13 protein-coding genes are annotated in these 13102 nt (G+C 44.1%); 6 read left to right on the top strand and 7 right to left on the bottom strand.

Going from position 1 to position 13102, the window contains the following annotated elements:
- Positions 1-285 precede the first annotated feature (285 nt).
- Complete coding sequence (locus AT705_RS02945; protein ID WP_058795425.1) at positions 286-1137, top strand: GNAT family N-acetyltransferase; 852 nt, start codon at positions 286-288, stop codon at positions 1135-1137.
- 58 nt (positions 1138-1195) lie between these two features.
- Here the strand turns inward: AT705_RS02945 and AT705_RS02940 are convergent, their stop codons facing one another.
- Positions 1196-2038, bottom strand: coding sequence for a CvfB family protein (locus tag AT705_RS02940; protein WP_420492114.1), 843 nt, complete (start codon positions 2036-2038; stop codon positions 1196-1198).
- Positions 2035-3366: a DEAD/DEAH box helicase gene (locus AT705_RS02935; protein ID WP_058795423.1), complete on the bottom strand. Its 1332-nt coding sequence runs from the start codon at positions 3364-3366 to the stop codon at positions 2035-2037. Before AT705_RS02935 ends, AT705_RS02940 begins: the two co-directional genes overlap by 4 nt.
- 237 nt (positions 3367-3603) lie before the next feature.
- Here AT705_RS02935 and trhO point away from each other — a divergent pair, with 237 nt between their 5' ends.
- Positions 3604-4590, top strand: a complete 987-nt coding sequence (gene trhO / locus AT705_RS02930) for an oxygen-dependent tRNA uridine(34) hydroxylase TrhO (RefSeq protein WP_010384664.1) — start codon at positions 3604-3606, stop codon at positions 4588-4590.
- A 437-nt stretch (positions 4591-5027) separates the two neighbouring features.
- Here the strand turns inward: trhO and AT705_RS02920 are convergent, their stop codons facing one another.
- Positions 5028-5897, bottom strand: coding sequence for a LysR family transcriptional regulator (locus AT705_RS02920; RefSeq protein WP_058795421.1), 870 nt, complete (start codon positions 5895-5897; stop codon positions 5028-5030).
- A 90-nt stretch (positions 5898-5987) separates the two neighbouring features.
- Here AT705_RS02920 and AT705_RS02915 point away from each other — a divergent pair, with 90 nt between their 5' ends.
- Positions 5988-6614: a hypothetical protein gene (locus tag AT705_RS02915; protein ID WP_058795420.1), complete on the top strand. Its 627-nt coding sequence runs from the start codon at positions 5988-5990 to the stop codon at positions 6612-6614.
- Here AT705_RS02915 and AT705_RS02910 read toward each other — a convergent pair.
- The 4 genes from AT705_RS02910 to AT705_RS02895 form a co-directional block, all read right to left on the bottom strand.
- Positions 6601-7656 (bottom strand): tetratricopeptide repeat protein, encoded by a 1056-nt coding sequence (locus tag AT705_RS02910; RefSeq protein WP_058795419.1) that lies wholly within the window; start codon positions 7654-7656, stop codon positions 6601-6603. The two genes, AT705_RS02915 and AT705_RS02910, sit on opposite strands and share 14 nt — an antisense overlap.
- A gap of 102 nt (positions 7657-7758) precedes the next feature.
- The gene (locus tag AT705_RS02905; RefSeq protein WP_058795418.1) at positions 7759-8154 is read right to left on the bottom strand and encodes a glutaredoxin family protein; all 396 of its coding nucleotides are present in this window, start codon (positions 8152-8154) and stop codon (positions 7759-7761) included.
- Positions 8155-8273: 119 nt separating this feature from the next.
- The gene (locus AT705_RS02900) at positions 8274-9515 is read right to left on the bottom strand and encodes an oligosaccharide flippase family protein (RefSeq protein ID WP_237113772.1); all 1242 of its coding nucleotides are present in this window, start codon (positions 9513-9515) and stop codon (positions 8274-8276) included.
- 142 nt (positions 9516-9657) lie between these two features.
- Positions 9658-10224 (bottom strand): TetR/AcrR family transcriptional regulator, encoded by a 567-nt coding sequence (locus AT705_RS02895; RefSeq protein ID WP_058795416.1) that lies wholly within the window; start codon positions 10222-10224, stop codon positions 9658-9660.
- A gap of 95 nt (positions 10225-10319) precedes the next feature.
- On the opposite strand from AT705_RS02895, the gene AT705_RS02890 reads away from it, so the two are divergent.
- From AT705_RS02890 to AT705_RS02875, 3 genes are all read left to right on the top strand, one after another.
- On the top strand, positions 10320-10817 hold the full coding sequence (locus tag AT705_RS02890; RefSeq protein ID WP_058795415.1) for an HPP family protein: 498 nt from the start codon (positions 10320-10322) through the stop codon (positions 10815-10817).
- A 331-nt stretch (positions 10818-11148) separates the two neighbouring features.
- Entirely contained in the window at positions 11149-11457 is a 309-nt protein-coding gene (locus AT705_RS02880) for a hypothetical protein (protein WP_058795413.1), read from the top strand.
- Positions 11454-13067: a PepSY-associated TM helix domain-containing protein gene (locus tag AT705_RS02875; protein ID WP_058795412.1), complete on the top strand. Its 1614-nt coding sequence runs from the start codon at positions 11454-11456 to the stop codon at positions 13065-13067. Before AT705_RS02880 ends, AT705_RS02875 begins: the two co-directional genes overlap by 4 nt.
- The last annotated feature ends 35 nt before the right edge of the window (positions 13068-13102 follow it).

The raw sequence follows: 13102 nt of genomic DNA, 5'->3' as shown, positions 1-13102 counted from the left end.
AAACTATTAAATTTAAGCGCTAAGGTCATCACGGTTACTGGCCAAATTCAGCTTTGGTGCTGCGGATAGGCGATTCTAATGATTGAATTAGCTTAAGATGAGCAAGCTCTGGTTCGCACCTTAGTTGCAAAAACGCGCAAAATAAATGTTTGTAATTGGAAAAGCCTATTTGACATATCGATTGCTTTAATAACACAGCTAATCGGACTTCCTTTTCTCGTTACCCCCGTTATAGTGCAGGTATATAGCCAACTCAATAATGATCGTGCATCAAGGAGCATTTCTATGAACGACAGTTACACAATCCGTACTATGACCCGTGATGAGGTGAATTTAGCAATCGACTGGGCGGCACAAGAAGGCTGGAACCCGGGGCTTGAAGATGCAAATTGTTACTATCAGGCTGATCCTCAGGGGTTTCTCATTGGGCTGCTGAATGATGAGCCGGTCGCTGTGATTTCTGCCGTAAGATATGGCAGTTCGTTTGGCTTTATCGGGTTTTATATTGTTAAACCTGAATACCGGGGCCAGGGGCTTGGGCTAAAAATATGGCAGGCGGCCATAGCCAGACTGGAAGGGTGTAATATTGGTCTGGATGGTGTGGTTGAGCAGCAAGAAAATTACAAAAAATCTGGCTTTGCGTTGGCGTATGCTAATCGTCGCTACCAGGGCATGAGCCATATGCTGGCAAATCAAGGATCAAAGTACCTCGTAGATCTTAGTTTCTTATCTATCGAAACCATAGAGCACTTTCTAATGCCATTTTTTCCTGTGCAAAGAGCTGAATTTTGGCGTGCATGGTTAGCGCAGAAAGACGCATCATCGGTTGGGGTGTTGATAGACGGCACACTTCATGGAATAGGGGTGATCAGACAATGCCGGGAAGGCTACAAAATAGGCCCATTATTTACCAATGAACAGGCGCAAGCTCATATTATGATTGGGGCTTTGTGTTCAAGGGTTGCACAGGGGATGCCTGTTTTCCTGGATGTGCCAGTGTGCAATGCAGAGGCTGTTAACCTTGCTGAAAAGCTCAATATGATACCGGTATTTGACACTGCGCGCATGTATACGCAAACGATCCCTGATATTGAAATTGAAAGAACATTTGGTGTAACGTCCTTTGAGATAGGGTAAATACATCAAAAATGGCGCACTAGATGGGCGCCATTTTCGCGGCAAGTTAAAAGCGAGATTATTTTTTTGATTTAGTCAAAGAGATGGATGTCGCTTCTATTTGGATTTTTTCCTGTTTGAACAGACCACCGATGGCTTTTTTAAAGTTGGCTTTGCTGGTGGAGAAAGTTTTCTTAATCAGCTCTGGGTCTGATTTGTCACCAAGTGGCAGGAACCCATTATTATCTTCGAGCTTTTTAAGGATCTGTTCGCCCAGCTCTGAGATTTTATCCATGCCCGGTTTTTCGAGTAAGATATCAATCTTATCATCTTCCTGAACTTGTTTGACATAACCCGTCATGCGCTGACCTATATACATACGCTTAAATACGGTATTGAAAAATACCATGCCAAAGTGTTGTTCATTGACAATAACTTTATAGCCGAGGTCGGTTTTTGCGGCGACAATTAAGTCAACTTGCTCAAATTTTTTGTATTGCGCAGGCGTTTTATTTAAAAATTTCCCAAGGTTACTTGAAGCACACAGACGTTTACTGGCGTTATCCAAATAGAGTTTTACCAGGTAGCTGTATCCCTCGCGCATTTTAGGTTTTTGTTCGTTGTATGGCGCTAATACATCTTTACTGATCCCAAGATCTAAGAAGGCACCTACTTTATTAATCTGCTTGGCGCGCAGCAGGGCGAACTCGCCCAGTTGTGCAAGCGGCTTTTGTGTGGTGGCACAGGGATGTCCCTGGTTATCACTGAACACAAATACTTCAACGTTGTCACCCGCTTCGAGGTGGTCCGGTAGCTCTTTGAGAGGCAAGAAAACGTCGCCCTGTTCTCTGCCGTCCAGGTATGCGCCTTCGGCACAGATCTCTTCGATCATTAAAAACTGTGTAGTACCTAGCATCTTTATTCCTCGGTTGGCTTCTTAGGCTTTCTTCTTAGTGGTGCGTGTCCATCGACATCAAACGGTGCCGGGATCGCCTTTTTCGGTTGTTGTGGTTTACGCTTAAGGACGCGCTTTGCCTTAGCTTTGGTGTCCGCTGGTTTACGCTCGGTATTCTGTTTAGGCTTATTTATCTTAGGCTTAAAGCCTTTAAACTTGGCTTCTAACCCTTCGACAGACTGAAATTGGACTGTTTCTTTGAGATAAGCAGCAATGGCTTCGTAACTTTTCCAATCTTTAGGGCCGACAAAGGAAATCGCGTCTCCCTTGAAACCAGCACGCCCGGTACGACCAATTCGGTGAACGTATTCTTCTGCCTGCTTGGGTAAATCAAAGTTGATGACGTGCGATACATTTAGCAGATCCAGGCCTCGCGATGCCACATCTGTGGTAACCAGCACTTTAAATAAGCCACGGCTAAATGCATCCATAATATCCAGACGCTTGCTCTGTGCCAGGTCGCCTGCGAGCGCAACGGCCTTTATTCCCAGTTCATTGAGCATGTCGCTGAAGCGATTAGTATCTTGTCGAGTCGCAGTAAAAATAATGCACTGTTTTACATCGCTTTGTTGTACAAAATGTTTAAGCAGGGCTTCTTTATGATCCAAGTGGTCAGCAAAGTACATTGCCTGGCGGATATCGTCATGCTTTTCGTTACTGCCACTGAGCAGGATACGTTTTGGCGACTTAAGTAAATCTCTTGATGTGATCTCGATCTGAGCATGCTCAAGCGTTGCAGAGAATAACAAAGTCTGACGCAGGCGGTGATCAGCCGCATTGTTAATTGTAGAAAGCTGCTTTTCAAAGCCTAAGTCTAGCATCCGATCGGCTTCATCAAAGATTAACAATTCAAGGCCGTGAAGCTGTAAACTGCGTTGCTCGATATGATCGGTTATACGACCAGGCGTACCAATAACAAAGTGCGGGTCTTTGCGAAGCGCTTTTACCTGGTCGTTAAAGTTCTCACCGCCGAGTACTTTAGTACAAGACATGGCGGTACCCGCAATTAACAAACGACATTGGTTGAATACCTGTGTGGCCAGCTCTCGGGTTGGAGCAACGATAAGCACTCGTGGGTCTCGTTTACTGAGCGCTTTTTGTTTCATCACACGTTGTACGGCAGGAAGTAAAAATGCCAGAGTTTTTCCGGAGCCCGTTTTCGACTGAGCAAAGGTGTCATGCCCGGCAAGGGCTGTAGGGATGGCCTGAGCCTGGATCTCGGTCGGGGTTGTGATCCCCTGGTGTTCTAATTGTTTTTCAAAGCGCAGGTCAAGACCCAGTTCGGAAAATCTCAAGGTACTTTTCTCCAGTAATTATTTTCTAAAACGCAGCATTATAACAAACTAACTTCCACTACCACCATAACTTTACAGCGCTTTATGTGAGTTCTTCGGGCACCAGGGGCAAACGGTTTTGCAATTATCCTTAAAATCCGTAAAATATCGCGCCTGGCGCCGGATTTGCGATCCGGTTAAGTGCTTACACGTCGTGCTTAAGTGTAGGCTGTTATAAAGCTTATTGAAGAGAAAGTTATGAATAACCATTTTGTTGTATGTGCCTTGTACAAGTTTGTGTCTTTGCCTAATTACCAGGCGATCCGTCAGCCTTTGCTGGACGTTATGGAAGCCAATGAAGTGCGTGGCACTTTGTTACTGGCAGAAGAGGGGATCAACGGTACGGTTGCCGCAAAGCGCGAAGGTATTGATGCTTTACTGGCGTGGCTTGATAAACAACCAGGCCTGGATAATATCGTTTTCAAAGAATCATATGACGAAACCTGCCCATTTTATCGCACTAAGGTTAAGCTGAAAAAAGAAATCGTGACAATGGGTGTTCAGGGCATCGATCCTAAAGAAGTGGTTGGTACCTATGTTAAGCCACAAGACTGGAACGCATTGATTTCTGATCCTGACGTTGTTTTGGTTGATACGCGTAATGATTATGAGATTGAAATCGGTACGTTCAAAAATGCCATCGACCCGAATACAAAGACGTTTCGCGAGTTCCCAGAGTGGGCCGAGAAGAATCTGGACCCAGCTAAGCATAAAAAAGTCGCGATGTTCTGTACTGGTGGCATACGCTGCGAAAAGTCGACTGCCTATATGAAGGAGCAGGGATTTGATGAAGTTTACCACCTTGAGGGCGGTATTCTTAAATATCTGGAAGATGTGCCCAAAGAAGAAACGATGTGGGAAGGCGAGTGCTTTGTATTTGATAACCGCGTTGCCGTTGATCATGATTTGAACAAGGGCTCATATGATCAGTGCCACGCTTGTCGTATGCCGATCACCGCAGAAGAAATGCAGCGTCCGGAATATATGGAAGGTGTATCCTGCCATCACTGTCATGATAATGTGACCGAAGAGCAAAAAGCCCGTTTTGCAGAGCGCCAAAGACAAATGGAACTGGCAAAGCAGCGTGGTGAGGGCCATATCGGCCATGAAGCGCAGGAAACTTTACGTGCTCGTAAAGAGCAAAAACAAGCAAAGAAAGACGCGCAGCGCGCTAAATCAGCTTAAAACTGTTTAATAAGATCATAAAAGCCAGCACATTGCTGGCTTTTCTAGTTTATAAATCAAGTGAATTTGGTTTGTGTCTGGCTAGGCAAACTAACAAACCCTGGCAATTATTTAAGCAGGTCACTACAGTCTGTGTGGGCTTCGCGAGAATAACAAAACTCTGAAGCACACGTGACGCCATCTGTGTGACAGCTTGCAGAACCGCCGCCTATCTGAGGTGTCATTACAGGATTAAGTGACTGAGGTGACTTGGAAAGTTGCTTGATTTTCTTTGCTTTGAATTTCATTTCTAAATTTCTTTTTTTGTTTACAAAGCTCAATGACAGCAACAGCATAGTTTGCACTATTCAAGTAATAAATATATAAAAATCAGTTGCTTATAGAATATCAATTAGAATATGAGTATCTGAACAGGGGTAGATGCATACTGCTATTCATCAACTAATTGGTTTTACCTCTCTAGCCAGCGCTTTTATCCAGGCAGGTGCATGTCGTCGGTAAATCAAACACACCTGTTCAGTATTGTTCTTGAGGTTTAAAGCCACTTTAAGTTGAATGAGCTGCCAGGCCTCAATCATGTAATCAGGCAAATAAGCAACGGCCAGGCCGCATTTGACCAGTTCACAAAGCGCTGCGTAATCGTTAACAATCCATTTTGTTTCTCTTTTTAGACTGCTACTTGACCAGCCATCACAACTTAGCCCACGTAATTCACCACAGAATGGAGACGTATTTGGTACGGCGAATGGGTAGTTCACAAGCTCTGCTGAGGTCACTGAGCGTTTGCCAGCTAATGGGTGGGTTTTACCAACCGCTAAGTTTAACGTTAGCTCTCCAATTGTGACCATTTCGAGATCCTCATTCAAATGGGGCTGGATCAGTTGAGTTGTCAGTGCTATGTCAATTACGCCTTTTTTAACTTTTTCGAGTGCAGTAAGTTCGAAGTCGGTTTCATATTCTATTTGGATATCACGAGCCGTAGCACCGATAATGCCTATCCAGCGATATTGGAGGATAGCCGGCGCGGAGATTCGGCAATTAAAAACAGGGCTTGTGGGGGTCAACATGGCTTTTACGTTATCTTTGAGGTCCAAAATCTTAATCGCCTGAGGCAAAAGGCGTTTACCATTTTCGTTAAGGACCAGCTGCTTTCCGACTCGGTCGAATAGCAATATACCCAGCGAAGACTCTAGTTTTTTCAATGATTTGGATAATGCGCCTGGTGTTGTGTGTAGGTTGGTCGCTGCGCTCTGAAGCGTCTTTGCATTCGCAATCTCGACAAATCGAATTAACTCTAATATTTCCATTTTGGAATCATAATCTAAAATTTGGTAACGATGTGGAACTAAATATACCTTAAACTTGTCAGGAACTTGATAAAAATAGGGGACCTTTCTTTGCTTAAGTGGTTATTGGTATTGTTTACGCCAATTGTTTTCGCTCATCAGCACAATAGCTTTGGCGTGCATGGACTGGCGTTGGTAAACGTTGAACACAAAATTATCGCTTCTCATTTGCCACTGCCGAGGGGGATGCATGCTCGACAACTCATCTTTGAAGTGCAAGCCCAAGAGCAACAACAAAAATCTTTGGTGCAGTTAATTAACTCACACCCATTAGTGACGTTTGCGCCTGGAGCCTTCGAACTTGACAAGTTACGCAGTGGGGATTTGGTTCGGGTGAACGGTCATGTTTATCAGGGGCATTTTGAACGAGGTGGTATTCAGACGCTAACCGGATTAACACTCAAAGTAAAAAAGATATTGCTCGATGAGCCTGTGGCAGAGGTTGACAACGGCCAGTATTACATCATACCACTCACAACGAATGATTGTTTGTTGGTGCATAAAATCGGCCATTTACCCAGCTTCGATCAGCTTATTCAAGCGAGATGTCGTGACCATGCAACCTTATCGCGTTTGCTGGATAGCATGACCGATAAACCTTTGGCTAAAACTCTCCCCTTGAAATTAGAATTTGTTCGTTCTTTATACCTTGAAATACAGGACTTTATTGAACCTTAAGCCCCGGCTTGTTACCAGTACAAAAAGAGCGCTCCTGAAACCAGGTTGGTGTTGTTTTTTTGGTGCGGGCTGGGCGCTTGTCTGGCGTCACAGCAACTTGTACTTTGGGTGCGAGGTGGCGTTGAATCAGCTGCTGCAATTTGACGCTCTCAAGTTGCTCAAACGCCGAAATCAGGTTGTCTTTCGTGTTTTGCGGGAGTGTAACGCCAAGGTTTGCATCATTCGCGCTTATTAGCCACAGTAACAGCGCTTTTTTGGTCGCATCTGGATAAGCATCTATCAAGGCTGAAATCGGGCTGATAAGACGCTGAAAATTAAGCGTATGGCCCTGAATTGCAAATACAAGTAGCAGATTTGTGCCCGCTGTAATATTGCCTGAGCGTTTGTCACTAGACTGATAGCCAACCAGGGCTTCCCGGAAGTAAACTTCTGCCAAGTCGATTTTGCCTTCGTCCAGTGCCAATGTGCCCAAGTTATTATTGACGTTAGCCAGTGCACGTTCATGATGAAGCCTGAGTGCGATGCTTTTTGCAGATTTGTAGGATCGTTTGGCAAGTGGGTAGTCATTCATATGGCGAGATAAAACGGCAAGGTTGATAAGTAGCGCCATTCTTTTTTTGTCGGTCACATCAAGGGCCAGCGCGCAGGTATATAAAGATTTGGCTTCTTCCAGATAGCCGAGGCGCCTTAGCGCGATGCCCAGTGCACTGAGCATACTCGGAAGCCGATTTTTAAAATACGCGTGTCGCTGTAACTTAATCAGGGCAGCCAGCTCTGGTTCTATTTCGCTCAAAATATTTGTGGCAATAGCGGAACGTACCTTGATTAAATGCCAGCGGATCTGCTGTGAGGGAGTGAGGTTACTGATTGATTTAACTTGCCTGAGCAGCTGAAAAGAGTGTGAAGGCTCAACAATAATATAGTCTTCTGCTTCTCTCAGGATATCCGCGGAGGATCGTTGGCCCAAATGTGTTTGAGGTGTGGCTGAAGCAGGTAAGCCATTTAGTATACTGATGAATAGTAGTAACAACTTATAGTGCAACGCATACTCCAGAAAAGTGAGTGAACGACGAAACACTTTTTAAGATAGCGCAATAAGGGAAAGGCGTCTACGTATTAGGTATACGCCTTGAAAAGGTCTGCATTAGAGAAAAGCGTGTTCTCGTAGCGTTTTTTCCACCACACTCAGGTTTGTACCAGTAATGACTTTGTTACCAATAATGATCTGTGGGATGTCAGCGCGTTTAAGGCTGTCAAACAGAAAGTTTATCTTTTGATCATTGGATTCTATGTCTCTGCTCAGGTAATCAATATTATGCTTTTTAAAGTAATCTTGGACCTGTTTACAGTATTGGCACCAGTGTGTGGTGTATAAAATTACACGCTTGTCAGTTCCCTCGTAATGGGCAGATGTATCTTGCGTGATTATATTCGGATGATGAAGCAGTTTTAGATAGCCATATTTGAGCATGACGCCCAGGCTTAAACCAAGTAATAACATCAAAATAAACACCGCACTTCGTTTAGCTCGTTGCTCCATAATTTTCCTTATTATTGTTTTTATTTGATCCAGTCTGCAAACTAGCAGGCAGGTTAAAGTTACAAAAGGGTACAGATTGTGTCAATTATTTTAATAAATAATCGACGACAGCCGATAAATTAACGATGACCTGACTGGGTTGATTGAACAGTCGCACTAGAATAAGATCGTTTTCTACATAGTATGAATGTACTCCAGGTAAGTAATGAAGCTACAGAGAGCGCAGTGCAGGTTGCAATTGCGGCACCAGTAATACCATGTATGGGAATAAGCAGCCAATTTAGCACTGCATCCGTAACAAGTGTTAACAGCCCAATGATGACTACGTACTTCCCTCTACCAGTGTATTGCAACCAGGTAGAAACAAATGCTGTGACCGCCCAAAAGCATGACCCCAAAATCAGGTATTTGAGTGCGTCATGGGCGGAAAAGAAATCTTTCCCAAATAGTTGTAATAGATGTGCGCCTGAGAACAATAATCCAACTGTCAGTGTTAAAATGATGATAAGCATAACCTTCTGGCCTTGCCATAGCACACGTTCGGCGTACTCTTCGCCTTTCTCTAACGCTTGCCCAAGTAAAGGTACAACAAGTGCAATCACACTGACTTTTGCAACAGGGATCATATGTGAGGTTGTAACAGCACCAGCATAATGTCCAACTTCATGCTCCAGCGCCAATAATTCAAGCATATATAAGTCCAATTGGGATATGGCAACTGTAACCAACATGGCCAGCATCATCGGGATAGAGGTTGCTAAAAGTTGCGACTGATTGCGAACCGGTATGGCAGGAGACAAAGTAAGGAGACTTTTTCTGTAAAGGATGAATAACTGCCATGTTGTAATGAGCGCTAAGATCACAATGCCGGCAATAATCACCTGCCAGAGGTAAACCTGGTTTAATAAAGAGGCTAATACTATGACTGCCAGTGTTTTCCCGGCGGGTAGCACGATACGCCATGGCAAGTTAGCGTATACCAGTAATTTTGCGCTTTGTAACACTCTGCTCAATATCGCACCCACCGCGATAAGGGGGATCGCAGCCGAGATCCAAAGTAGCGCATGATGCTCATCTGGCGACCAACTCCCTAAATGCAGGTAGCCGCTCAAATAAGCGAGTGAAAAGAGCAGTAAAGAAATACCGGCTGATATTTTGCAGAAGAAAATGACGAACCCACCGACTTCACTCGTTGCTTTGTTGGCCAGAGGTTTGGCCAAGAATTTAGGGGCAACGCGGTCGCCGCCAAGCAGGGCCAATACACCGCAGATAGTGGCATAGGCATAAGCTACTTTATAATCACCATATTCGTGTGCGCTTAGTGTACGACTCAGGCTCAGGTTAAAGGCATAATCAGCCAAAAAGCCGATGATAACGGATGCACAGAGCGTCAGAGCACCCTGTTTTAGGTATTTGTCTTGCTGCACGATTTACGCCGTCACTGATTTTAATTGCACTTCTGTAATTATAGTGTACCGAGTTACCTGGTTAAATTTCACGACATTACACCGGAAACGGCGCTTGTGTATCGTGTGCCAGCGCAATGTCTATGCAGCGCAGCGCGGCTTGCCTATCGCCCTGTACAAACGCAGCTACCGTAGCACCTTCTTTGAGTAAACACAGCGCGTCGACGAGCCGGTCGTTTGGTTGGGGCAGGCTATTTGTGATGAGCTGTCTGACGGCTACTTTATGTCTGGCACAACGATCCTGAATTTGCCGGTCCAGCGTCACCGACTCACTGGCTGTATTAATAAAAAAGCAACCTCTGAAGCCGCCAAGTTCAGTAACACGATCATTGAACCAATCATTAAGTGCGTGGAATAGGTGCTTGACCAGTTCTTCATTGGTTTGCACATCAGCCAGTTTTACTTCGAGCCACTGTAAATATTTCTGATCGTGAAGTGTTAAAGCTGCAAGGATCAGATCGTCTTTTGAACTGAAGTGATGATAGAGGGTTTTTTTAGCAACCCCGCTATATGCAATGATCTCATTGATCCCAACCGCCCCTGTGCCTTTTTCATAAAATAACTTTAATGCACTGTTTAGTAACAACACTCGCTTGTCTGACATACCTTGCCTCCTTACGTTTTAGCTTATCTTGACATGAGTAGACAACTTTGTCTACATCACCAGGTAGAACAAATTGTCTACTTAAAGGAGAGGGTGTGTCTAACTGGACAGTTTCTTTATCAGCGGGATTGGGCTCTATGTTGGCCATTACAATACTCGGGTTGCTTGGTCCTGACGAGCATGAATATTGGCTGTTGATGGCTGCTTTTGGTGCATCTTGTGTGTTAATTTTTGCTCTGCCAGATAGTCCGCTTGCTAAAACGCGTAATGTGATCGCTGGTCATTGCCTGACAGCTTTGGTCGGGGTTATGTTTTTTGCTTTTCTACCCGTTAATGCGGTTACGCTGGGGCTGGCAACGGGCCTCGCTGTATCTCTCATGGTGTTGACTAAAACGCTGCACCCGCCAGCCGGCGCCAATCCGTTGTTTATTATGCTGAGCGGGCAGGGCTGGACATTTTTGCTATTTCCGGTTTTAACGGGTGCTGTCTGTTTGGTCATACTTGCTCGTAGTTACCATTTAATATGTGCGCGTTGGTCAAAACCACCCTTCAAAAAACGTAACCATAGAACTTACGGTAAAAGTAAATGGTAGTGATTATCAATACTCTTTATGTATAATGTTTGTCTTCATTATCATACAAATACAGGGAGTGAAAAGTGCTTACAATTTTTCAGGTACTGCTCATATTTATAGGTACCTTGTTATTCTATCTTAGCAATAAAAATCAACAGTTTTTAGTACGTCCGCTTGGCAGGCGGTGGCGCTTTACGTCATATTTAAGCCTACTTCTAGCAAACATTGTGATATATGTTGATATGAATGGTCCAGCCATGATATTTCAGAGTATCGTATTGTCCATGTTGGGGTTGATCATCTTTCCTTTTTTAGCTTTGTTTTTACGTAAAATAAGGCCTAAGTCACTATGAAAAATAACAAAATTCAACCTGATTGGTTGAGTAAATCTCTGGCTGGGGTTATCGCAGGTGGCCTACTTAGCTTTTCTATTGTTGGGTTAGTTGCCTGGTTTGGTCCCGATGGAATTAGCGGACCATTATCAAACACTCAACTTTTATGGAAGACTCAGTTTAATATGTGGATAACCGCGCCTATTTGGTTGGTTATCTTAAGTATGACCTACCTGTTTAAAACAGGTAGGCAAGCTTGGATTTATTTGCTACTAACCACCATTATGCTTTTTGCACTGCAAGCTGGCTTAAGGAGTTTTTTATGAAAGTCAGAGCTGATATTCTGAGAACCTATCAAATACTGCACACATGGACAGGCATAACGACAAGTCTATTGCTGTTTATAGGGTTCTTCGCCGGAGCGTTAGTGATGTTTGCGCCGGAAATTGATAACTGGGCAACATCACCTGAAAAAAGTATGCCCGCAATAGGCGATACCCAATACGATAAATTATTACCCCAGATACTGTCCAAGCACCCAGAAGCTGCGCAAAACATCACTTTGCATTTTGACAAGTCTATGTCGCCTGTAAGTTGGTATGAGCAGGGAACAGGCCGAGGACTTGGGCTTGAAGATGTTAAATGGCATGGGTCTTTGAACTCCCAAGGAGAGTTGATAACGCAACTGGTTCCTGTGAATTCTTTATCGACTATGCTTGACATGTTGCACCGCACAGCGGGAATAATTGGAGAGGTCGACCATACACAGGCCGGCGTGTTTGTGTTAGGTGTTGCTGCGTTTTTGTATTTTCTGGCTTTAGTATCTGGTCTCGTGTTTTTACTCCCTACACTGACCAAACGTTTTCAGGCCTTGCGTCGGGATGGAGAACGGAAGAGGCTTTGGTTGGATGGGCACAATTTATTGGGTGTTGCGAGCCTGCCTTTTCATATTGTCATCGCTGTTACAGTCACTGTTTTTGCCTTCCACGATGTGTTTTATGGTGGCTTGTCACAACTGTATGGAGATAAGCCTTTATTTCCTCGCTCGTCGCCATCTAAAATTGAGCGACATATTACGGATTTACCAAAAGTCTCTGAGATAGTGGCCAAGGTTGAAGCCCATGCACCAGGCTACACAGTCTCTCAGATACGATTTAACAATCTGGATAAACCATCAGCATCGGCTAGTGTAAGTGTCGTTAATGAAAGTCAATTGATGCGTGGTGCATTAAATGACTTTGTGTTCATGAACCCTTATACCTTTGAAATTAGCTCTTCAAGTGCCGCCCACTCTGAGCAAACGATATGGGCAAGAATTGTGTCTACATTCTTTGGCTTACATTTTGGTAGTTATGGGGGCGATGTTGTTCGTTGGGTATACTTTTTAATGGGTATGGCTGGTGCATGCCTGTTTTATTCAGGTAATATACTTTGGCTCGAAAAACGGCGTAATTCCGGAACAGAGCAGAGTAGGTCATATCACATTATGGGAGCTCTCACCGTCGGTGTCAGTCTAGGAGCTTTGATTGGTATTGCATCGGTGTTTGCTGCTAACAAATGGCTATCGCTGGGTGCCTTTAATATTAATTATGCCTATATGCTTGTGTATTACACTACTTTCTTCTTAGTGATGGGCTGTTCATTTTCGTTAGGGCCTGCCAAAACGGCTGTATATGGTTTGAAGTGCTTATCTTTATTGTGTTTGGCTGTGCCGCTCAGCTCTGTTATTGCCTTGATATTTCCGTCAATTGGCTTATGGAGCCCAGCCAATTTTGGAACTCTGTGTGTTGAAATTATAGCGCTCATGTTCTCTATGATTTTTTTGGGGATAGCGCGTAAAACTCGTGTTCGCGTTAGTAAGAACGAACCCGGTAGTATTTGGTATATTCCTAAGCAAATACCTACTGATTTTGGGAATCAAGCCAAGGTACAATAGAATAAAGGGTGGATGTACTTTACACATTCACCCTG

Source organism: Pseudoalteromonas rubra, assembly GCF_001482385.1.
GTDB classification, from domain to species: Bacteria; Pseudomonadota; Gammaproteobacteria; order Enterobacterales; family Alteromonadaceae; genus Pseudoalteromonas; species Pseudoalteromonas ardens.
Note: the sequence above shows the minus strand (reverse complement) of the source record. Positions and strands in the feature narration are given on the sequence as shown.